Genomic DNA, 20,671 nt, shown 5'->3' with positions numbered 1-20,671 from the left:
TTTTTCAATCAGGCTGAAATGCTACTGTTTGTATGGACTAAGACAGACCTGAACTGAGTTATTCAGGCTTGTATTCGGGGAAAATCATCACAGCGACAAAACCACGGTCTTCGTGGTTATAAATACGTAATCGCCCGCGATGGCGCTTGATAATGCGATCGACAATTGCCAGTCCTAAACCGGAACCGTTCGCCTGACTGCGCGATGCGTCAGCACGGGTAAAAGGGCGTAGCAGCCTGACCATATCATCAACCGGGGCGCCGTCACCATAGTCACGGAAACTGATCAATATGCCTTGCTTTTTACCTTTGGTTTTCCGGCTGCATTGCACTTCGATGATGGTCGAAATCTTGTCTGGATTTTTACCGTAGCGGCTCGCGTTTTCTATCAGGTTGGAAAACATACGGTGTAACTCAGTGGCATTGCCGAGCATGAGTTGGTCCGGTGCGATATCGGTACGAATTTGTAAGTGATTCACCCTGGCATATTCTGAGATCACCTGTCCCAGTAAATCGCTGATATTGATGGTAGCGAAACCATGGCTATCCAGTGGTTTGGCGTAATCCAAAAATTGATTGATGATGGCATCCATCTGGCTCAGATCAGATTGCATGCCGAGGCGGGCATGCTGATCCAGATTGGACATTTCCACTTCCAGCTGCATCCTTGCTAATGGAGTGCGCAGATCATGAGAGATACCTGCCAGAATAATCGTACGGTCTGTTTCTATGCGCGCCAGATCTTCGACCATGCTGTTAAAGCTTGCATTGGTTTCCCTGATTTCCTTGGGGCCCAGCTCTGGTAAGGGATCTGGTTGTTTGCCTTGTGCCAGCAGGCGCGCTGCCAGACTGACCCGAGATAAAGGATCATTAATCAGCTTGGAAATCACTGCGGCTCCCAGCAAGGTCAATATCAGTGAGGCGGTGGCCCAGCTGATCACAGGCAGTGTCATCGGTGGTTCTATGCGATCGGTATCCAGCCTGAGCCAGTATTGCTCCGTATCGATATCAAAACTGATCCAGAAGCCTTTGATATCGTTAACGGATTTGGCAAAACGGGTAGAGTTGCTGAGCTTGACGCGCAGCATTTGACTCAGTTCGCTGAAGAAGGCAGTATTTTCCTGAACTTCAACCTTATCGTTTTCGCTGACCAGATGTATCCGTATCCCTTCTTCATGCGCCAGATCCAGCAACAGTTCACGCCGGGTTTCGGGAACGGAATGGGTGAGGGCGGCACGCGTGATGGTGACGATAGAGACGACCTGTGAGCTTAATTGCTGTGCTCGCGGGGTGCGTTCCAGGCTACGGAAACTGACAAACCAGACTATCATGCTGGTCATCACCAAGGTGGCCAGCATGATAAAGGTACGCCAGAACAGACCGCTGCGCAGCCATTCAGGGCTGTTTAAATAGGATTGCATCGCAGGATACTAAGTTTGCAACTTAGTTTTTCTGACCATCAGGAATGAAAACATAGCCCAGTCCCCAAACCGTCTGGATGTAGAGGGGACTGGATGGATCCGGTTCTATCAGCTTACGCAGGCGGGAAATCTGTACGTCCAGGCTGCGGTCGAACACCTCATATTCACGTCCGCGAGCCAGTTCCATCAGCTTTTCTCTGGACATGGGCTGACGTGCGTGGCGGGCGAATACTTTTAACACTGAAAATTCACCCGTGGTCAGTGAAATCGTCTCGTTGTTTTTTTTCAGGGTACGGGTACCCAAATCGAGTACAAATTCGCCAAAACTGAACGTCTGTGGACCATCGGATGGTGCGCCCGGCAGTTCGTCCGGCACTTTTCTGCGCAACACAGCATTGATGCGTGCTACCAGTTCGCGGGGATTGAAAGGTTTGGGCAGATAATCATCTGCGCCCATTTCCAAGCCTATAATGCGGTCAACTTCCTCACCTTTTGCAGTCAGCATGATGATGGGGGTCTGATCGCCGCCGCCGCGCAAGCGCCTGCAGATGGCAAGCCCATCTTCACCTGGCAGCATCAGATCAAGGACCAGCATGTCGTAACGCTCACGCATCCAGAGCTTATTCATGACCTGGGCATTTTCAGCGCCAACGACGTAAAAGCCTTGTTCGGTCAGATAGCGGCGCAGCAGTTCGCGCAGACGTAAGTCATCATCAACAACCAGAATTTTGGCTTTGGGTGGATTGCTCACTGGGTTAGAGCTGGATTCATTGTTTATGTTCAGATTATTCATAGCCCGTATGGTACTTGCATCACTGTGGCTTGAAAACCGTTAGCCCAATCTGCTTACAGAAAGTTACACAGTTTACCGGCCATTAGTCTGGGATTGTTAGCATTTCAGTTACTTGCTGATTAAAGTTAACGATCCACAGCGGGGCAGCCACGTGGGCTGATATAAGCGAGGTATCGTATTGGAACTGTATACCTTACGCAAAGGTATAAGCAAGTTTTTGTTGAGTGGTATCAGTTCGTAGCCATCTGCGCATGCAGAATGGCAGTCTGTGTATCAATATGTCGATCAGGTTTTAGTTCAGTCAGCTTCGTCTTCAGCCACACTGAATATGGCTTAATAACTGGATATTTAGTGCCGGCCTCAACATAAGGTGCGGCTCTCATGCGAGCAAAGCTACTGCATTACCAATTAGGGTAAAGGTTTCCGACTCAGCACTATCTATCCAGGATTCTGGCCACGCGCTCCAGACGACGGCAACGATATTGAGCGCAGGATTGATATAAATGAACTGGCCAAAAATACCCATTGCGGAAAATGCACCATCATGCACAGCCAGAGACGATGCTCCGGTTGGAAAACTCCACCACTGATATCCGTAACCTAAAGCATAGTCGGGATAGAGGTTGCCACATGCAGTCAGGGGCGTATCCGGATGCCCCGCTAAATCGCGCCAGCCATCAGGGAGTATGCTCCTGTTCTGAATCATGCCTTGCCGCAGGAAGAAAAGCCCGAAGCGCCCGTAGTCACGCAAGCATGCGCTGAAATTATTTCCACCCATTTCCAAACCATTTTCCGCATCCAGCAGCCAGTAAGCATTTTTTTCCATACCCATAGGCGCCCATATTTTTTTCGATGCATATTCACTCAGTGATGTGCCTGTCGCTGCAGCGACAACAGCACCCAGTACATAGCTTTCACCGGTACTGTAATTAAATACCGTTCCCGGAGCTGCGGCTCTGGGTCTGCTGCCGATTGCAGCCATCGCTGCACCCGGCACCTTAGATTGCACAGCCTGCAGTAGCCGCGCGATATCTGAGTCTGCGCTGCTGCTGTAGTTTTCTATCCAGCGCACACCTGAGCTCATGCGCAATAATTCGCGTATAGAGTTTGCAGCGTAAGCACTGTCTTTTAATTGCGCTACGTATTTACTGACCTTGTCATCCAGGTTGGCGATGCTGCCATCCTTGAGCGCGGCACCAATCAAGGTGGAGGTCAGTGATTTCGCAGCAGAAAACGATGTCCAGCGGGTCTCAGCATCGTTGCCCATGCCGTAGCGTTCCAGCGCAATCGCACCATTTTTCAATATCAACAGGCCGCTGGTCCGGTTGCGCTTCATGTAATCCTCAATCGAGTAGCTTTGTCCTGCAAATGTATAGCGCATTGCACCCAGATTGCGGCTATGTGCCGGCAGGGGGAGGACTGCGGTGCCGCGTTGTATGACCCGGGTATAGCCCAGCCGGTTCACATGACGGAAAGTTGCTGCCTGATTTTCTGGGGTAAAGCTGAGGAGACTGTCAGCGATGGCTTCTTCCGGTTCAGCACGCGTAGTGCTGCCGCCACAGCCACCGAGTACGCCGATACTTGCAAGGACGCCGCCAGCACCTAAGGTTTTGAGCGCCTCGCGTCGGCTAAATTTTTTAATCATATTGTCTCCGGGTTGGATCTGTTTGAATTCTTATTTTGCATGGTGCCGCGTGGGTTTTTGCAATGCATTGTCAGCTTATTGCGCGTTTGCTATGCGGGCAAGAACCGCAATTGAGGGGGCTGCAAATGAGGAGGAGAGTGGTTTTTTTATCACGTTGGCTGCAAAAAACAGGCATCATTGACACCAAAGCTTAGCCTTGGTGTTATGGTGTTTTCTGCTGCTGCGGGCTCGATTAGGCCTCAGTCTGCGCACGGACCTGGTCTGCTGATGCCTGGCAGTCCGTCATTTTAAAATGTATAAAAACCAGACTATTTGCCATGCCTGTTTCCAAGGACTTAGCGCAATTGAGTGAGCAGCTGTTAAAACTGGGGCGCTTATCCAGATCGGTTGTTGCAGCAGACTTTCTCAGTCAGGCGGTCAGTGTTGTCCGTGAGGTGCTGGAGTTTCCACGTGGCTGGTGGGGCTTGGGCTCAGCGCCAGGGGAAGGCTTGTCATTTGCGATTCATCAGGCGGAATATCTGGGATTACCCAGTGATTTTTCCACCGAGTGGCAAAAAATAGCGTGCATGGACAGTTATGCCGCAGCATTGAGTGAGCGGGGTGGTGAGGTGCAGTGTTATGTGGGGGGCGACTACACTGACTTGCCGCCCGAAATCATTGAGTTTGACCGCCGTTACGATCTGCATCACGCGATGGGGCTGTCGCTGGCTGATGGGCTAAGCGGACATGGTTTCTTTATTGTCGTCTACCGTGGACAAGGGACTGCGCCTTTCAGTGTCGGCGAAGCAGACCTGTTTCTTCATCTGATGCGGCATATTGTTCAGCTTTGGTATTTCGCTCTGCAAGATGCACTGTCCGCATCTGAGCGTTTATCGTGCGCGCTGTTAGCCAGTGCTGACGGCAGGGTGCTCTATGCCGGACCGGAATTATGCGAGTTAATTTATGCGCACTGGCCAGAGTGGAATGGGATACATTTGCCGCCAGCCCTCTGCGCCCATTTTGATCATTTGCCTTCAAAAATGCGTTTGAAAGGGAGTACGATCAAAATTCGCGCTAAGGATGAGCATATCTGGCTGACGTGTGGGGAGTCCGACAGACGGGATTTTTTGTTGTCACCACGCGAGCAAAGGGTGGCACATTTATTTGCCAGAGGCTTATCTTATAAAGAAATCGCACGTTTGCTCAATTTAAAGCCATCTACCGTGCGCACCTACCTGCGTGATGCTTACCTGCGCCTGAGGGTGAAAAACAAAGTGGAACTTGGTGACTGGCTGGACGCAAATACGGCACAAGGTCATTCATCGTGATATGTGTCACATGCTGGCAGTCCGCTGCGCACGATTGTCGGCCGGATCAATGTTGTATCCGGTCCCGTTGATCAGCGACGATGTTGTTTCATGATCTTTTGTTGCTCACGCTGCCAGTCGCGTTCTTTTTCTGTATCGCGTTTATCGTGCTGCTTTTTACCTTTGGCGAGGCCTATCTGGCATTTGATGCGGCCCTTGCTGAAATGCATATTCAGCGGAACCATGGTGTAGCCTGAGCGTTCTACTTTGCCGATTAACTTGCTGATTTCTGCTGCATGCAACAGCAACTTACGGGTGCGAACCGAGTCAGGGTGTATGTGTGTGGACGCGGTAGGCAAGGCACCAATATGGGCACCGAACAGGAAAATCTCACCGTCGCGCACAATCACATAGGCTTCTTTTAACTGCAATCTGCCGGCGCGGATAGCCTTGACTTCCCAGCCTTGTAATACAACTCCAGCCTCGAACTGTTCCTCGATAAAGTAATCGTGGAAGGCTTTTCTATTATCAGCAATACTCATTGATCGTGGTTTTTCTTGATGTCGCCGTCACAGAAATGGCCGCGGCGATTTCGATATGGTGATGACTCGGTTAAAATGCGAACCTGTGATTCTACCAAATGGTTCCCTTAGATGGCAGTTGTACATAAAACAGTTTTCATCGGCTTTAGCGCCGCCCAGATGTTTGCGCTGGTTGAAGCGGTCGAAAAATATCCCGAATTCCTGCCCTGGTGCGGTGGCGTGAGCGTGGCTGAACGGACACCGACTGGTCTGACTGCCACTTTATCGATTAATTATCACGGTATCCGCCAAAGCTTTACTACACAAAATATCAATCAGCCACCGCACAGCATGCAAATGAATTTGCTGGAAGGGCCGTTCCGCCAATTAAGTGGTCAATGGAAGTTCACGGAATTGCGCGCAGATGCCTGCAAAATTGAGTTTGATCTCAATTATGAGTTCTCCAGCAAATTACTGGAACATTTGATTGGTCCGGTGTTTGGTAAGATTGCCAATAGTTTTGTTGATTGTTTTTGCACGCGCGCCGAGGTGGTTTATGCCTGATTCTGTCAATGCGGCGATGATTACCGTGCAAGTTGTGTATGCGGCTCAGAATGCGATCTACTGCGCGCAGGCGACGCTTACCGCAGATGCGACTTTACATGAAGCCATTGTGCAAAGCGGTATCGTGAACATGTGTCCGGCCATCGATGTCAGCGTTATGAAGGTCGGTGTGTTCGGCAAATTGCGGGCATTGGATGCTGGTTTGCATGACGCGGACCGCATAGAAATCTACCGGCCCTTATCTGCAGATCCTATGGAGGCGCGCCGCCGCCGTGCCAAAAAGCAGGCGCGCCAGCAGGCCTCATCCTGAAGCCTGCACCTCAGTACAGCGCAGTTGTGAGTAACGCCTTAGATTACTGGCAGCCAGCGGTTGCCTTTTTTGTATCCGCAATTTCTTTGGCTCTTTGTGCATCATCCATATAATTGCGCTCGCCGTTTTTATCGGTGGTGGCGACCCTCACGCCGGATTCCAGGGTCTTTTGGTAGGTTTTGGCGCGTTCACAGTTTTTGCTTTTCTCAGACGCGGCTTGCTGATCGTCGGCGGCTTTTTTATCTTTTTCAGCCTGTTCAGCACGGCGCTTGTTGTAATCTTCATTGCGCGATGCGGTAGTGACTGGCTTATTGGCAGAGGCTGCATTCGCGGCTGTGCTGGCTTCCTTCGCTGGTGCTGCTGGCTCACTTTGCTCAGTCGACTTACCCGGTGTTTTGAGGATGCGGTTTTTTGGAACGGAAGCGGGTGGTGCGGTATCGGAGTACTGTTTATTTCCTTTATCATCCACCCATACGTACTGAGCCAGTGCATGACTGGTGATGCCGAGTGCGAGTAGGGCAGTGATAATTTGAATCTGACGACGTAGCATGATGTACTTTCTGTAAAACGGCAAAGAAAAAAGATATAGGAGTTTTACACGCGGGCAGACGAGTTCGCAAGTTTTCTGTATAATTCACTTTTGCGCCTATAGGAAATACTATGCGTTTACTCCAAAAAGCACTCACTTTCGATGACGTGCTACTCGTTCCAGCTTACTCGAACATCCTCCCTAAAGACACTTCTCTTGCGACGAAATTGACGCGCAATATTCATTTGAATATTCCGTTGGTGTCCGCAGCTATGGATACAGTGACTGAAGCCAGACTGGCAATTGCCATGGCACAGGAAGGCGGTATCGGTATCATCCATAAAAACCTCACAGCCAAAGAGCAGGCCCGCGAAGTCGCGAAGGTCAAGCGCTTTGAGTCCGGTGTGCTGCGTGATCCGATCACGATTCCACCGAGCATGAAAATCCGCGAGGTGATTGCCTTGTCCCAGCAATACGGGATCAGTGGCTTCCCTGTGGTGGAGGGCAATACTGTAGTCGGTATCATCACCAATCGCGATTTACGCTTCGAAGAAGAACTCGATGCAGAAGCGCGTTCCAAAATGACGCCACGTGAAAAACTGGTGTATGTGAATGAAACGGCCGACCTGTCCGAAGCCAAGCGTCTGATGAATAAACACCGCCTGGAACGTGTACTGGTGGTGAATGACAGCTTTGAATTGCGTGGTCTGATCACGGTCAAAGATATACAAAAATCGACCGAACATCCTTTCGCATCCAAAGATGTGCACGGTAAGTTACGTGTCGGTGCTGCGGTCGGCGTTGGTCCGGATAATGAAGAACGTATCGACTTGCTGGCAAAGGCAGGTGTGGACGTGATTGTAGTTGATACCGCACATGGTCACTCTAAGGGCGTGCTGGATCGCGTGCGTTGGGTCAAGGATAACTACCCGCATATCGAAGTCATCGGCGGCAATATCGCAACGGCCGCAGCTGCGCTGGCACTGGTTGAACATGGTGCCGATGCGGTGAAAGTCGGTATTGGTCCTGGTTCTATCTGTACTACCCGTATCGTAGCCGGTGTGGGTGTACCGCAGATTACTGCGATTGCCAATGTCGCCAACGCGCTCAAAGGTACTGGCGTTCCTTGTATCGCTGACGGCGGTGTACGCTTCTCTGGCGACGTCTCCAAAGCACTGGCCGCTGGCGCATCGACGGTCATGATGGGCAGTATGTTTGCCGGTACCGAAGAAGCACCGGGCGAAGTCATTCTGTTCCAGGGCCGCAGCTATAAATCCTATCGCGGCATGGGCAGTCTGGGTGCGATGGCAGACGGTTCTGCTGACCGTTATTTCCAGGATGCTGCCAATAATGCAGATAAACTGGTACCGGAAGGTATTGAAGGTCGTGTGCCTTACAAAGGCAGTGTATTAGCCATTCTGTATCAACTGGTTGGCGGTGTACGCTCCTCCATGGGCTACTGTGGTTGCGGCTCTATCGATGACTTGCATACCAAGGCAGAATTTGTAGAAATTACTTCTGCCGGCATGCGTGAGTCCCATGTGCATGACGTACAAATCACCAAGGAAGCTCCGAACTACCGCGCTGACTAATCATCAGTGAACCAGAGGGAGGAAGCATGTCTGCAAGTGTAGGGGGATTTCATTCGACGGGCATACGACAGCTGCAAACAGGTGTTGAACGTTTGATGAGTGAAAAATTCGACGCCAGGATAGCCCGTTTTGAGCGCCTGGGACTGCAGCTGTTTTCTACGGCCAATTGCTTTGTGAGCTTTGGTCAGCTCTCTGGGCGTTCAGGTGGTAATGAGAAGTCCATCACCGAAATGGAAGCCTTGTTTTGTGATGCGATTCCAGGCACGGATGAGATCGTCGTCATTCCCGATCTCAATCAACACACTGAGCTTGCGGAAAATCGCTACGTGGCAGGGCCGCCGTTTATTCGCTTCTTCGCTTCACATCCGGTCTATGCACAGGATGGACAATTGGCGGGCTGTTTGCGCCTGGTTGATTATCAGCCGCGCCAGTTTGATGAATCACAGCGACTGCTGCTGACTGATCTGGCGGCGCTGATAGAGCGCGAGCTGGCATTGGGTGTGATGCTGCAGACGCATAACGAACTGCTCAAGCAAAACCGGGTATTGAAGCGCGAGGCGATGATAGATCCCTTGCTGGGTACCTGGAATAAGGGCGCAATCATCCGCTCCCTGAGCATAGAAATGGAGCGCTGTACCAAGGCGCAAAAGCCCTTGTCGCTGCTGTTCGTTTATCCGGATCAGATTGATCAGATCCGCGCCGCATATGGTCTGGCGGCGACTGATCAGTTATTGATACGGGTAGTCAGCCGGGTACGTTCCTGTATCCGTCCTTTTGATGCGCTGGGGCGGTTTGGTTCCGATCAGTTGCTGATCGTATTGCCTGGCGCGTCGCATCTGGTCGCATTCGCGGTGGCGGAACGTATCCGTCTCGCCGTGATGACGCACCCTGAATGGGTGGATGACGCAGAAAAAAATTTGACGGTCTGTAGTGGGGTGGTGTCAACCGACACTTTTCCTGAAGCAGATCCAGAAGCCTTGATCAGCCTCGCTGAAAAAGCCCTGCTCTCTGCGAGGACAGCAGGAAACAATAGTGTTGTACAGGCAGCGCCCGCACAACCAGACATGATTATTTGAATTATGCACTCCAAAATACTGATACTTGATTTCGGTTCGCAAGTGACGCAACTGATCGCCCGCCGTGTGCGCGATGCCGGTGTGTTTTCTGAAGTTCATCCTTACGATGTCAGCGATGAATTCATCAAAAATTATGGCGCAGCCGGGATTATCCTGTCCGGTGGCCCGAACAGCGTGACCGAAGGCGATACGCCACGTGCGCCGCTGGCAGTGTTTGAGGCTGGCGTGCCGGTGTTGGGTATATGCTACGGTATGCAAACCATGGCCGAGCAGCTGGGTGGTAAAGTAGAAAATGGTCTGGTACGCGAGTTCGGCTATGCTGAAGTGCGTGCACGCAGCCATACTGCTTTGCTCAAAGATATCCATGATTTTGTGACGCCGGAAGGCCATGGCATGCTCAAAGTCTGGATGAGCCACGGCGACAAGGTCAATGAAATGCCGCCTGGTTTCAAACTGATGGCATCGACCGACAATTGCCCGATCGCGGCAATGGCTGATGAAGATCGCCGTTTCTATGCAGTTCAGTTCCATCCAGAAGTCACACACACGGTGCAAGGTGAAGCGATTATCGGTCGCTTTGTGCACGATATCTGCGGCTGTCAATCTGACTGGAATATGCCTGACTATATCGCTGAAGCGGTGGCCGCTATCCGCGCCCAGGTAGGCAGCGATGAAGTGATACTTGGACTGTCCGGTGGTGTTGACAGCAGTGTGGCTGCAGCGCTGATCCATCGCGCCATCGGTGATCAGCTGACTTGCGTATTCGTCGATCATGGCCTGTTGCGCCAGGACGAGGGCAAGATGGTCATGGAAATGTTTGCCAATAATCTGGGTGTGAAAGTGATCCATGTCGATGCGACTGCCCAGTTCATGGGGCATCTGACCGGCGTTACCGATCCTGAAGCAAAACGCAAAATCATCGGTCGTGAATTTGTTGAAGTGTTCCAGGCCGAATCCGCCAAACTCAGCAACGCAAAATGGCTGGCGCAGGGCACGATTTATCCTGATGTGATCGAAAGCGCCGGTAAAGGTAAAAAGGGTTCGCATACCATCAAGAGCCACCACAATGTCGGCGGTTTGCCAGATACCCTGAACCTGAAACTGCTGGAGCCACTGCGCGAACTGTTTAAGGATGAAGTCCGTAAGCTGGGCGTTGCGCTGGGTCTGCCACACGGCATGGTGTATCGCCATCCTTTCCCTGGCCCTGGCCTGGGCGTGCGCATTTTGGGTGAAGTCAAAAAAGAATTCGCCGACCTGCTGCGTAAAGCCGATGCGATTTTCATCGAAGAATTGCGCACTAACTTCGTTGATCCAAACGCAGAAAAGCCAGTCAGCTGGTACGACGCGACCAGCCAGGCATTTGCCGTTTTCCTGCCGGTTAAATCGGTAGGCGTCATGGGCGATGGCCGCACCTATGACTACGTAGTCGCTTTACGTGCGGTGCAAACCCAGGACTTCATGACCGCCCACTGGGCCCACCTGCCGCACGAATTATTAGGCAAGGTTTCCAACCGGATCATCAACGAAGTACGCGGCATCAACCGCGTGGTTTACGATATCTCTGGCAAACCACCAGCAACGATAGAATGGGAATAAGACGTGACATATAGCGTCAAAGAGATATTTTATACACTGCAGGGCGAAGGCAATCATGCTGGCCGCCCTGCGGTTTTTTGCCGTTTTTCGGGCTGTAATCTGTGGTCGGGCAGGGAAGAGGATCGCAGCTCTGCGGTTTGTCAGTTTTGTGATACTGATTTTGTCGGTACTGACGGCGTTGGTGGTGGCAAGTTTAAATCTGCACAGGAGCTGGCGCAGGCGATTAACGCCTTGTGGCCACAGTCTTACCCGGATAGTAAATACGTGGTCTTCACCGGCGGTGAGCCCTTATTGCAACTGGATACGGAACTGATCGCCGCGATGCATGCGGTCGGCTTTGAAATTGCGATTGAAACCAATGGCACCTTGCCTGTGCCTGAAGGCGTGGACTGGGTCTGCGTCAGTCCTAAAATGGGCTCGGCTTTGCAGGTCAGGCGCGGCAATGAAATCAAGGTGGTGATCCCGCAACTGGGTCAGGATATGGCAACATATGCAAATCTTGATTTTGAACATTACTTCGTGCAAGCCATGGATGGCCCGCTGCGGGACGATAATCTGCGTCTCGCAATCGAGTTTTGCAAAGCGAATCCGCAATGGAAGCTGAGCTTGCAAACCCATAAACTTCTACAAATTCCTTAAGCTTTTCATGTTAACGATTACCCGAAAAATGGAATTCGATGCCGGTCATCGTATTCCGGATCACAGCAGCCAGTGTCGTAATTTGCACGGTCACCGCTATACCCTGCAAATCACTCTGACTGGTGAGGTGGTGCAGCAGGATGGTGAATCCGATAATGGCATGATTATGGATTTTGGCGATATCAAGGCGCTCGCCAATGAACACCTGGTCAATCTGTGGGATCACTCTTTCATCGTCTACGAGAAAGACTACATCATCCGCAATTTCCTGGAAAAACTGCCGGGACATAAAACGGTAGTGATAGACCGCGTGCCTACCGTAGAGAACCTGGCCAAAATCGCCTTCGATATTCTGAAGGATGTTTACCGTGATCGTTTTGGCCGTACGCTGGAACTGAAAAAAGTCACACTCTACGAAACGCCTAACTGCTGGGCAGAAATCGACGGCTGATGAAAGCGGAAATACTGTCCGCTGCGGAGCAGGCGCACAGAGACGAAGGTTTCATGCGCCTGGCATTGGCACAGGCAAAGCTGGCCTGGGAGCAGGGTGAGGTGCCGGTCGGTGCGGTGCTGGTCAAAGACGGACAGGTCATCGCCGCTGGCTACAATCGTCCTATCGTTGACCATGATCCCAGCGCTCATGCTGAGATGATGGCACTGCGCGCGGCAGCGGCCTTGCTGCAAAACTACCGCATGCCAGGTTGTGAGCTATATGTCACGCTGGAACCTTGTGTGATGTGCGCCGGTGCTATGATGCATGCGCGGATAGCGCGCGTGATTTTTGGTGCCAGCGATTATAAAACCGGTGTCGCCGGTTCAGTGTTGAATATCTTTGACGAGCCTAAACTCAATCATCATACGCAGCTGACACGCGGTGTGCTGGCGGAAGAATGCGCGGCGCTGTTGCAGGATTTTTTTCGTAGCCGGCGTTTAGCCGCAGCACAAAAAAAGCTGCTTGCCCAAACTCAGAGTCAGGTGCTGCCAGACGCTCCATAATCTCCGTTTTTTTGTTCCCAAGCATTGCCTTGAAAACTATTAATCAGTTACTCTAGGGACTGTTTATTTTTTTGCAGGTGTCTTGTGAATTCAAGCTCAGCGCTTAGCACTACTCCCAGGCACATTGCGGTGGTTGCCCCCAGCGGCGCGCCACCCGATGAAGCTGCTGTCAAATTAGGACTGACCCGCCTGCAAGAGCAGGGTTTTACGGTGCATTCTTTTTACGATCCCGAACAAAAATATCAGCGCTTTGGTGGCAGAGATGCGCATCGCGTCGCGCAAATTCATGCTGCTGCCAGCGATCCCGACGTGGAAATTGTACTGGCGCTGCGCGGCAGCTATGGGTTGTCACGTTTGTTGCCCGATATTGATTTTGATTTGCTGGCACAAAGCGGCAAATTATTTGTCGGTTACAGTGATTTCACGCTGGTGCATCAGGGCTTGTTGCAGCGTGGCTGCCGCAGTCTGGCAGGCCCCATGCTGTGTGATGATTACACACGTGAGCAGCAGTCTGTTTACACCATAGACCAGTTCATGCATTGTATTTCTGCTGACAGTCATCGCGTCGAGTTTGAAACTGCGTACAGTGGCGAATTACAAGTGTCGGGTAAGCTGTGGGGCGGAAATCTGGCCATGCTTACGCATACAGCCGGCACGCCTTACTGGCACCATGAGCCGGAAGGGATACTATTCCTCGAAGATATTGGTGAACACCCGTATCGCATAGAGCGCATGCTGCTGCAATTGCATTATGCCGGTGCCTTAGCGAATCAAAAAGCGATCGTGCTCGGACATTTTTCGGCTTACAAGCTGGCGCCGCATGACAATGGTTATGACATGGAAGCGATGCTGGATTATCTGCGCAGCATCATCGCGGTACCGGTGGTGACCGGGCTGCCATTTGGACATACACCTATGCGTGCCAGTCTGATGGTGGGTAGCCAGGCGGAACTCAGGGTTACGCAGCAACAGGCTACACTAGCGATGCAGTGGTAAGCTGAATCAGCACTGATTGCTGCGGCCAGCGCACTAAAAGAGAAAGCCACCGTGAAGGTGGCTTTCTCTTTTTGCATTTTAGATATCTGTACTGCCTCAGCTCACTTGCAAGCTGAGGCAGATACGCCAGGTTTAGTCACCGGCATAGATATCATTGTCTTTGGTCTCACGGATGAACAGTGCACCAATCACAAAGGTTGCCAGCGCGATGATGATCGGATACCACAGACCGTAGTAAATATCGCCTTTGAATGCCACCAGCGCGAAAGCTGTGGTTGGCAGCAGGCCGCCGAACCAGCCATTACCGATGTGGTAAGGCAGGGACATAGACGTGTAGCGGATACGGGTTGGGAACATTTCAACCAGCATCGCAGCAATCGGGCCGTACACCATGGTGACGTACAACACCAGGATCACCAGCAAGACCAGCACCATCGGTTTGTCGATGGCCTTAGGATCTGCTTTGGCAGGATAGCCAGCTGCTTTGATCGCTTCACTCAGTTCTTTCGAGAAGGCTTTATCTTTGGCTGCAGCTTCTTCTTTTGGTAAGCCGGTAGACGCATACGAAGTGATGACTTTGTCGCCGACTTTAACAGTCGCTACTGTGCCAGCCGGTGCAACTTCATTGGCATAGTTGACCGATGCTGCAGCCAGTTTTGCCTTCACGATGTCGCAGGAAGAAGTGAATTTCTTAGTGCCGGTTGGGTTGAACTGGAACTGGCAGTCAGCCGGATCTGCAGTTACTACGACAGGAGAGTTTTTCAATGCAGCTTCCAGTGCCGGATTCGCATAGTGAGTCAAGGCGTTGAAAATCGGGAAGTAGGTCACCGCAGCGATCAGGCAGCCAGCCAGAATAATCGGTTTGCGACCAATTTTATCGGACAGGGAACCGAATACGATAAAGAAAGGTGTGCCGATGACCAGCGAAGCAGCGATCAGCAGGTTAGCTGTTGCGCCATCAACCTTCAGCGTTTGCTGCAGGAAGAACAGAGCATAGAACTGACCTGTGTACCAGACCACAGCTTGACCTGCAGTCAGACCAACCAGTGCCAGGATCACAATTTTCAGGTTTTTCCATTGGCCGAAGGATTCAGTCAGCGGTGCTTTGGAGGTTTTGCCTTCTGCTTTCATTTTTGCGAAAGCAGGGGATTCATTCATGGACAAACGTATCCATACCGAGATCGCCAGCAGGAAAACAGAAACCAGGAAAGGAACGCGCCAGCCCCAGATATTGAACTCTTCTTCACCGATTGCAGTACGTGTACCCAGAATCACCATCAGCGACAGGAACAAACCCAAAGTCGCTGTAGTTTGAATCCAGGCTGTGTAGGCACCACGCTTGCCATGCGGCGCATGTTCGGCCACGTAAGTTGCGGCACCACCGTATTCGCCACCCAGTGCCAGACCTTGCAGGATGCGCAGGGAAACCAGGATGATAGGAGCGACCACACCCCATGTTTCGTAATTCGGCAATAAACCAACGCAGAAAGTCGAGCCGCCCATGATCAGGATGGTGACCAGGAAGGTGTATTTACGGCCGATCATGTCACCCAGACGACCAAACACCAGTGCGCCGAAAGGACGCACGATAAAGCCTGCTGCAAAAGCCAGCAAAGCAAAAATAAAAGCGGTATTTGGATCTGCGCCGGCAAAGAATTGTTTGGCAATGATGGCTGCCAGTGAGCCGTACAGATAAAAGTCATACCATTCAAAGACGGTACCGAGTGAGGACGCAAAAATGACTTTGCGTTCTTCAGCTGTCATGCCGCCTGACGTTGCAATAGGTGCTGTCGCCATGCTTGTCTCCTGTTTTATGTATTAAAGTAGTTGGGCAATGCAATCAAACGGACGATAGAATCTGACCGGTCTGATCTTTTTTGCACAGCCTGAGTGTGCGAGCGTAAGCTTACGGCATGCTTTCTTGAAACTTACAGAAACTTACACAAGGGCAATTTTGTCGGTTTTTTTGTTAAAAAAAGACACATCGAAGAGAAATTTTCAATTATCGAACGGTCGTGCTTAATTGTGCTATTCTGCTGCGGATTGTTTGATTTGTACTGAAGCAAGTTAGCCCGAATCATGTCAGACTTGCTATCAGAAAACCCCGTTTGAACCATACCTATAACAGGAGACCTCCTATGTCAGACGCAGTCATCGTTTCTACCGCCCGCACCGGTTTAGCTAAGTCCTGGAAAGGCGCTTTCAATATGACCCATGGTGCGACCATGGGTGGACATGTGCTGCAGGCCGCCATAAAGCGCGCCGGTATCGAGGCAGCAGAGGTTGAGGATGTGGTGATGGGCTGTGCCACACCGGAAGGTGCAACCGGTAGCAATATCGCGCGCCAGATTGCGCTGCGCGCTGGTTGTCCGGTCACGGCGGCCGGTGTCACGGTTAACCGTTTCTGTTCTTCCGGCTTACAAACGATAGCGCTGGCAGCGCAGCGTATCATCGCCGGTGAAGGCGATATTTTTGCGGCAGGCGGGGTGGAGTCTATCTCTTGCGTGCAAAACGAGGCGAATAAACACATGATCGCTGAGCCCTGGCTCAAGGCGCATAAGCCGGAAGTGTACTGGCCTATGTTGCAGACCGCTGAAATGGTCGCGAAGCGTTATCAGATTTCGCGTGAACGTCAGGATGAGTATGGCGTACAAAGTCAGTTGCGCGCCGCAGCGGCACAGGCAGCTGGCTTGTTTGATGCGGAAATCGTCCCGATGACCACCACCATGGGCGTGGCGGATAAGGCATCCGGTATGTTGATTACCCGTGAAGTCACGATCGCCGCCGACGAGGGAATTCGGGCAGACACTACAATCGAAGGCGTGTCGAAAATCCGTAGCGCCTTGCCTGGTGGCGTGATTACAGCCGGTAATGCGAGTCAGTTCTCAGATGGAGCTTCGGTAGCGATTGTGATGCGCTCTGAAGTGGCGGAAGCCAAGGGCTTACAGCCGCTGGGTATTTTCAGAGGCTTTGCGGTGGCGGGTTGCGAACCCGATGAGATGGGCATAGGCCCGGTATTTGCGATCCCTAAGCTCTTGAAAAAAGCTGGTCTGCGCGTTGAGGATATCGGTCTGTGGGAATTAAACGAAGCCTTTGCGGTACAGGTGCTGTATTGCGCTGACAAACTGGGCATCCCTATGGACAGATTAAACGTGAATGGCGGCTCCATCGCTGTCGGCCATCCGTATGGTGTATCTGGTGCACGTCTGACGGGGCATGCGCTGATCGAGGGCAAGCGCCGTGGCGTGAAATATGTGGTGGTGACCATGTGCATAGGCGGTGGCCAAGGGGCGGCAGGCTTGTTTGAAGTTGTCTGATCTTGAATAGTGTGTTGATTTCTAGTGAGTGACTTATGCAATCTAAACTTGTCTCCCGCCGTGATCTGGATTTTTTATTGTTTGAGTGGCTGCAGGTAGAACAGCTGCAAGAGCGCCCGCGCTATGCGGATCATAGCCGGGAAACCTTCAGTGCCGCACTCGATACCTGTGAGCAGATCGCCAGCGATTTGTTTGCGACGCATAATAAAAAAGCGGATGAAAATGAGCCGGTGTTTGACGGCAGCTCGGTACGCATGATTCCGGAAGTCGGGCATGCGCTGCAGGCTTTCCGCAATGCCGGTTTGTTTGCTGCGGGCCAGGATTATGAATATGGCGGGATGCAGTTACCCTGCGTAGTCGAAAAGGCGGGTTTTGCCTATTTTAAAGCAGCTAATGTAGGTACCGCCGCCTATCCGTTTCTGACCATAGGCAATGCCAACACCTTGCTGCGTTGTGGTACGCCTGAGCAGATAGAACGCTATGTGAAACCCATGCTGGAAGGCCGCTTTTTCGGCACCATGTGCCTGTCTGAGCCGCAGGCGGGGTCCAGTCTGTCGGACATCACTTGCAAGGCTATCCCGCAGGAGGATGGGACTTACCGTCTGACTGGCAACAAAATGTGGATTTCTGGCGGTGAACACGAGCTGGCGGAGAACATCGTTCATCTGGTGCTGGCGAAAGTACCTGACCAGCACGGTAAGCTGATACCCGGCGTGAAAGGCATATCGCTGTTCATCGTGCCTAAGTTTCTGGTGCAGGATGATGGCAGTGTGGGTGAGCGCAATGATGTGGTGCTGGCTGGCCTCAACCATAAAATGGGCTATCGCGGCACCACCAACTGCCTGCTGAATTTCGGTGAAGGTAAATTCCAGCCGCAGTCACAGGCCGGAGCCATCGGCTACTTGGTCGGCAATCTGCATCAGGGCCTGGCCAATATGTTCCATATGATGAACGAGGCACGCATAGGCGTCGGTCTGGGGGCCGTGATGCTGGGTTACACCGGCTATCTGCATGCACTGGAGTACGCGCGTCAGCGTCCGCAAGGCAGGGCGCCATTGAATAAAGATCCTGCCAGCAAGCAGATACCCATCATTGAACATACCGATGTGAAGCGCATGCTGCTGGCGCAGAAAAGCTATGTCGAAGGTGGACTGGCACTGAATCTCTACTGCGCCAGACTGGTGGATGAAGAGCGCACCGCGCCTGATGCCGCTACGCGTACCTATGCCAATCTGCTGCTCGACATCCTGACTCCGATTGCTAAATCCTGGCCATCGCAATGGTGTCTGGAGGCGAATAATCTGGCGATACAGGTTCATGGTGGTTACGGCTATACGCGTGAATACCATGTCGAACAGTTTTACCGTGATAACCGGCTCAATCCCATCCACGAAGGCACGCACGGCATACAGGGACTGGATTTGTTGGGGCGCAAAGTCATCATGCAGGATGGTGCAGCGCTGGAAGCACTGGGCGAACTGATGCATAAAACCCTGCTGCGGGCCGCTAACACCGAGCCCTTAGTCGGCTATGGCAAAGCGCTGGCCAGGGTGCTGCAACGACTGGCGCAGGTCACTAAGCTCTTGCACAGCCAGACAGATAAGAATCTGACGCTGGCAAATGCCTCTTTGTATCTGGAGGTATTTGGACATGCGGTAGTTTCCTGGATCTGGCTGGAGCAGGCTTTATGTGCGCTTCAACAAAAGCTGGCCCACGATGCCGATTTTTACGCAGGAAAATTGCAGGCCTGCCGCTATTTCTTTCAATGGGAATTACCGAAAGTTCATGCGCAACTCGACATTCTGGCGCAGTTGGACCGCACCAACCTCGATATGCAGGACAGCTGGTTCTGATACCAGAGCTGCTTGTTTAAGCGATTCACACAGAAGATCAATTTTCAGATTCGGGCACGTCAGGCTGGCGCTGAACAGCGCTGACTGCTGGCGTGAACTCAACATAACGGAGATGCAATGACCGCACGCAGCGTACAACAACTGATGAATTTGCAGGGTAAAACAGCACTGGTTACCGGCGGCTCACGCGGGCTGGGGCTGCAAATGGCTGAGGCACTGGGCGAACAGGGCGCACGCGTCATCCTGTCGGCGCGCAAACAGGATGAGTTGGATCAGGCCGTTGCTTACTTACATGAGCGTGGCATCGCTGCCAGTGCGATAGCCGCGGATCTGGCGCAGGAAGCGGCTGTGCAGCAACTGGCGGAGCAGGCTTTGGCGCAGGCGGGACAGATTGATATTCTGGTCAACAATGCCGGTGCGACCTGGGGTGCCCCGGCGCAGGATTACCCGCTGGAGGCTTGGGATAAGGTGATGGATCTGAATGTGCGCAGTATCTTCCTGCTGTCCCAGATCATAGGTAAACGCAGCATGATACCGCGTCAGACTGGCCGTATCATCAATGTCGCCTCCATCGCAGGTTTGGCCGGTAATGCGCCCGGCACTATGCAGACGATTGCATATAACACCTCGAAAGCAGCAGTGATTAACTTTACCCGCACCCTGGCCGGTGAATGGGGTCAGTACGGTATTACGGTCAACGCGATCGCGCCCGGTTTCTTCCCGTCCAAAATGACGAAAGGCATACTTGAGCATCTGGGTGAAAAGAACTTGTCGCGCATGGCACCTTTGCAGCGCATCGGTGACGACGAAGACTTAAAGGGAATCACGGTATTATTCGCCTCCGATGCAGGCAAGCACATTACTGGTCAGACTCTGGCTGTGGATGGTGGCGTGTCTGCAGTGGCCTGATACAACGTCTGCATTGTTTCAGGCTGGTTCGCCTTTTTTTAAAGACTGCGGCTGCTGCGGCAGCCAGTCTGTTTGTTGATAGATCCATGAAAGAATTATCCGTTCCCGACGCAACTGCGTCAGCGATAGCTGCGACACCAGCGAAACCAGCGACAACTACGCCGGGCGCTGTGCTCGCTCAGCCGACTGCTGAACTTAATCCCTTCCTGCATGATCTGGGGGTGGAGTTTCTGGAGATGGCCGATGGCCAGGCCAGAATTGCACTGGATCTGGAAACGCGCCATATGAATAGCTGGATGATCACCCATGGCGGCGTGCTGATGACCATGCTGGATGTGGTGATGGCGATGGCCGGACGCTCACTGCATGAAGATCTGAAAGGTGTGGTGACGGTAGAGATGAAAACCAGTTTCCTGCAACCTGGCGGCGTTGCGGGAGGCCGCATCGAGGCACGCGGCAAGGCCTTTCATCAATCCACCACCATGTGTTTTTGTGAAGCTGAAATCTGGCATGGCGAGCGCCTGATCGCGAAGGCGATGGGCACATTTAAATATCTGCGCCGTCTGAAATCCGGCGAAAACATGAAAAAGCTGTGTGGCAGCGATTAAGTTACGCCTAATTTTGTATCA

Annotated in this window: 19 protein-coding genes and 1 pseudogene; 14 read left to right on the top strand and 6 right to left on the bottom strand. The window is 52.2% G+C overall.

Annotated features, from left to right (window positions below; genetic code table 11):
- Positions 1-58: 58 nt before the first annotated feature.
- The 3 genes from H8K43_RS03125 to H8K43_RS03115 form a co-directional block, all read right to left on the bottom strand.
- The gene (locus H8K43_RS03125) at positions 59-1,420 is read right to left on the bottom strand and encodes an ATP-binding protein (RefSeq protein ID WP_186902496.1); all 1,362 of its coding nucleotides are present in this window, start codon (positions 1,418-1,420) and stop codon (positions 59-61) included.
- 22 nt (positions 1,421-1,442) lie between these two features.
- Positions 1,443-2,213, bottom strand: coding sequence for an osmolarity response regulator transcription factor OmpR (ompR, locus tag H8K43_RS03120; protein ID WP_162018808.1), 771 nt, complete (start codon positions 2,211-2,213; stop codon positions 1,443-1,445).
- A 379-nt stretch (positions 2,214-2,592) separates the two neighbouring features.
- The gene (locus H8K43_RS03115; RefSeq protein WP_186902495.1) at positions 2,593-3,858 is read right to left on the bottom strand and encodes a serine hydrolase domain-containing protein; all 1,266 of its coding nucleotides are present in this window, start codon (positions 3,856-3,858) and stop codon (positions 2,593-2,595) included.
- A 317-nt stretch (positions 3,859-4,175) separates the two neighbouring features.
- Here H8K43_RS03115 and H8K43_RS03110 point away from each other — a divergent pair, with 317 nt between their 5' ends.
- The gene (locus tag H8K43_RS03110; RefSeq protein WP_186902494.1) at positions 4,176-5,165 is read left to right on the top strand and encodes a helix-turn-helix transcriptional regulator; all 990 of its coding nucleotides are present in this window, start codon (positions 4,176-4,178) and stop codon (positions 5,163-5,165) included.
- A gap of 71 nt (positions 5,166-5,236) precedes the next feature.
- Here H8K43_RS03110 and smpB read toward each other — a convergent pair.
- Positions 5,237-5,695 (bottom strand): annotated as a pseudogene (gene smpB, locus H8K43_RS03105) (SsrA-binding protein SmpB); the annotation flags it as partial.
- 102 nt (positions 5,696-5,797) lie between these two features.
- On the opposite strand from smpB, the gene H8K43_RS03100 reads away from it, so the two are divergent.
- Positions 5,798-6,229 carry a type II toxin-antitoxin system RatA family toxin gene (locus H8K43_RS03100; RefSeq protein ID WP_186902493.1) on the top strand — a complete coding sequence of 144 codons (432 nt, stop codon included), beginning with the start codon at positions 5,798-5,800 and terminating at the stop codon, positions 6,227-6,229.
- Positions 6,222-6,539 carry an RnfH family protein gene (locus H8K43_RS03095; RefSeq protein WP_230403618.1) on the top strand — a complete coding sequence of 106 codons (318 nt, stop codon included), beginning with the start codon at positions 6,222-6,224 and terminating at the stop codon, positions 6,537-6,539. The genes H8K43_RS03100 and H8K43_RS03095 overlap by 8 nt, the downstream gene beginning before the upstream one ends.
- A gap of 43 nt (positions 6,540-6,582) precedes the next feature.
- Here the strand turns inward: H8K43_RS03095 and H8K43_RS03090 are convergent, their stop codons facing one another.
- Complete coding sequence (locus tag H8K43_RS03090) at positions 6,583-7,089, bottom strand: DUF4124 domain-containing protein (protein ID WP_186902492.1); 507 nt, start codon at positions 7,087-7,089, stop codon at positions 6,583-6,585.
- Between the two features lie 110 nt (positions 7,090-7,199).
- On the opposite strand from H8K43_RS03090, the gene guaB reads away from it, so the two are divergent.
- The 7 genes from guaB to H8K43_RS19150 all read left to right on the top strand — a co-directional run bounded on the left by guaB (position 7,200) and on the right by H8K43_RS19150 (position 13,963).
- Entirely contained in the window at positions 7,200-8,660 is a 1,461-nt protein-coding gene (gene guaB / locus H8K43_RS03085) for an IMP dehydrogenase (protein WP_162018803.1), read from the top strand.
- A gap of 26 nt (positions 8,661-8,686) precedes the next feature.
- The gene (locus H8K43_RS03080; RefSeq protein ID WP_186902491.1) at positions 8,687-9,736 is read left to right on the top strand and encodes a sensor domain-containing diguanylate cyclase; all 1,050 of its coding nucleotides are present in this window, start codon (positions 8,687-8,689) and stop codon (positions 9,734-9,736) included.
- Positions 9,737-9,739: 3 nt separating this feature from the next.
- Positions 9,740-11,332, top strand: coding sequence for a glutamine-hydrolyzing GMP synthase (gene guaA / locus H8K43_RS03075; RefSeq protein WP_186902490.1), 1,593 nt, complete (start codon positions 9,740-9,742; stop codon positions 11,330-11,332).
- A gap of 3 nt (positions 11,333-11,335) precedes the next feature.
- Entirely contained in the window at positions 11,336-11,971 is a 636-nt protein-coding gene (gene queE / locus H8K43_RS03070) for a 7-carboxy-7-deazaguanine synthase (protein ID WP_162018797.1), read from the top strand.
- A gap of 7 nt (positions 11,972-11,978) precedes the next feature.
- Positions 11,979-12,422 (top strand): 6-carboxytetrahydropterin synthase QueD, encoded by a 444-nt coding sequence (queD, locus tag H8K43_RS03065; RefSeq protein WP_186902489.1) that lies wholly within the window; start codon positions 11,979-11,981, stop codon positions 12,420-12,422.
- The gene (tadA, locus tag H8K43_RS03060) at positions 12,422-12,967 is read left to right on the top strand and encodes a tRNA adenosine(34) deaminase TadA (protein ID WP_186902488.1); all 546 of its coding nucleotides are present in this window, start codon (positions 12,422-12,424) and stop codon (positions 12,965-12,967) included. Before queD ends, tadA begins: the two co-directional genes overlap by 1 nt.
- Positions 12,968-13,051: 84 nt before the next feature.
- A complete protein-coding gene (locus H8K43_RS19150; RefSeq protein ID WP_186902487.1) occupies positions 13,052-13,963 on the top strand; it encodes an LD-carboxypeptidase in 912 nt (303 codons plus the stop codon).
- Between the two features lie 132 nt (positions 13,964-14,095).
- Here H8K43_RS19150 and H8K43_RS03050 read toward each other — a convergent pair whose 3' ends face one another.
- Positions 14,096-15,760, bottom strand: coding sequence for an MFS transporter (locus H8K43_RS03050; RefSeq protein WP_186902486.1), 1,665 nt, complete (start codon positions 15,758-15,760; stop codon positions 14,096-14,098).
- A 341-nt stretch (positions 15,761-16,101) separates the two neighbouring features.
- Here H8K43_RS03050 and H8K43_RS03045 point away from each other — a divergent pair, with 341 nt between their 5' ends.
- From H8K43_RS03045 to H8K43_RS03030, 4 genes are all read left to right on the top strand, one after another.
- A complete protein-coding gene (locus tag H8K43_RS03045) occupies positions 16,102-17,280 on the top strand; it encodes an acetyl-CoA C-acyltransferase (protein ID WP_186902485.1) in 1,179 nt (392 codons plus the stop codon).
- 35 nt (positions 17,281-17,315) lie between these two features.
- Positions 17,316-19,133, top strand: coding sequence for an acyl-CoA dehydrogenase (locus H8K43_RS03040; RefSeq protein WP_186902484.1), 1,818 nt, complete (start codon positions 17,316-17,318; stop codon positions 19,131-19,133).
- A 117-nt stretch (positions 19,134-19,250) separates the two neighbouring features.
- Positions 19,251-20,042, top strand: coding sequence for an SDR family oxidoreductase (locus H8K43_RS03035; protein WP_186902483.1), 792 nt, complete (start codon positions 19,251-19,253; stop codon positions 20,040-20,042).
- A gap of 86 nt (positions 20,043-20,128) precedes the next feature.
- Complete coding sequence (locus H8K43_RS03030; RefSeq protein WP_186902482.1) at positions 20,129-20,650, top strand: PaaI family thioesterase; 522 nt, start codon at positions 20,129-20,131, stop codon at positions 20,648-20,650.
- Positions 20,651-20,671 lie beyond the last annotated feature (21 nt).

The organism is Cognatundibacterium curvum (assembly GCF_014284235.1).
Classification (GTDB): domain Bacteria; phylum Pseudomonadota; class Gammaproteobacteria; order Burkholderiales; family Burkholderiaceae_D; genus Undibacterium; species Undibacterium curvum.
Note: the sequence above shows the minus strand (reverse complement) of the source record. Positions and strands in the feature narration are given on the sequence as shown.

Bases quoted from the DNA above. Each gene is read 5' to 3' on its own strand.
- guaB (WP_162018803.1), top strand. From the start codon at position 7,200: ATGCGTTTACTCCAAAAAGCACTCACTTTCGATGACGTGCTACTCGTT.
- H8K43_RS03125 (WP_186902496.1), bottom strand. From the start codon at position 1,420: ATGCAATCCTATTTAAACAGCCCTGAATGGCTGCGCAGCGGTCTGTTC.
- H8K43_RS03030 (WP_186902482.1), top strand. From the start codon at position 20,129: ATGAAAGAATTATCCGTTCCCGACGCAACTGCGTCAGCGATAGCTGCG.
- H8K43_RS03100 (WP_186902493.1), top strand. From the start codon at position 5,798: ATGGCAGTTGTACATAAAACAGTTTTCATCGGCTTTAGCGCCGCCCAG.
- tadA (WP_186902488.1), top strand. From the start codon at position 12,422: ATGAAAGCGGAAATACTGTCCGCTGCGGAGCAGGCGCACAGAGACGAA.
- guaA (WP_186902490.1), top strand. From the start codon at position 9,740: ATGCACTCCAAAATACTGATACTTGATTTCGGTTCGCAAGTGACGCAA.
- H8K43_RS03095 (WP_230403618.1), top strand. From the start codon at position 6,222: ATGCCTGATTCTGTCAATGCGGCGATGATTACCGTGCAAGTTGTGTAT.
- H8K43_RS03050 (WP_186902486.1), bottom strand. From the start codon at position 15,760: ATGGCGACAGCACCTATTGCAACGTCAGGCGGCATGACAGCTGAAGAA.
- H8K43_RS03045 (WP_186902485.1), top strand. From the start codon at position 16,102: ATGTCAGACGCAGTCATCGTTTCTACCGCCCGCACCGGTTTAGCTAAG.
- ompR (WP_162018808.1), bottom strand. From the start codon at position 2,213: ATGAATAATCTGAACATAAACAATGAATCCAGCTCTAACCCAGTGAGC.
- H8K43_RS03035 (WP_186902483.1), top strand. From the start codon at position 19,251: ATGACCGCACGCAGCGTACAACAACTGATGAATTTGCAGGGTAAAACA.
- H8K43_RS03090 (WP_186902492.1), bottom strand. From the start codon at position 7,089: ATGCTACGTCGTCAGATTCAAATTATCACTGCCCTACTCGCACTCGGC.
- H8K43_RS03110 (WP_186902494.1), top strand. From the start codon at position 4,176: ATGCCTGTTTCCAAGGACTTAGCGCAATTGAGTGAGCAGCTGTTAAAA.
- H8K43_RS03080 (WP_186902491.1), top strand. From the start codon at position 8,687: ATGTCTGCAAGTGTAGGGGGATTTCATTCGACGGGCATACGACAGCTG.
- H8K43_RS03115 (WP_186902495.1), bottom strand. From the start codon at position 3,858: ATGATTAAAAAATTTAGCCGACGCGAGGCGCTCAAAACCTTAGGTGCT.
- H8K43_RS03040 (WP_186902484.1), top strand. From the start codon at position 17,316: ATGCAATCTAAACTTGTCTCCCGCCGTGATCTGGATTTTTTATTGTTT.
- queD (WP_186902489.1), top strand. From the start codon at position 11,979: ATGTTAACGATTACCCGAAAAATGGAATTCGATGCCGGTCATCGTATT.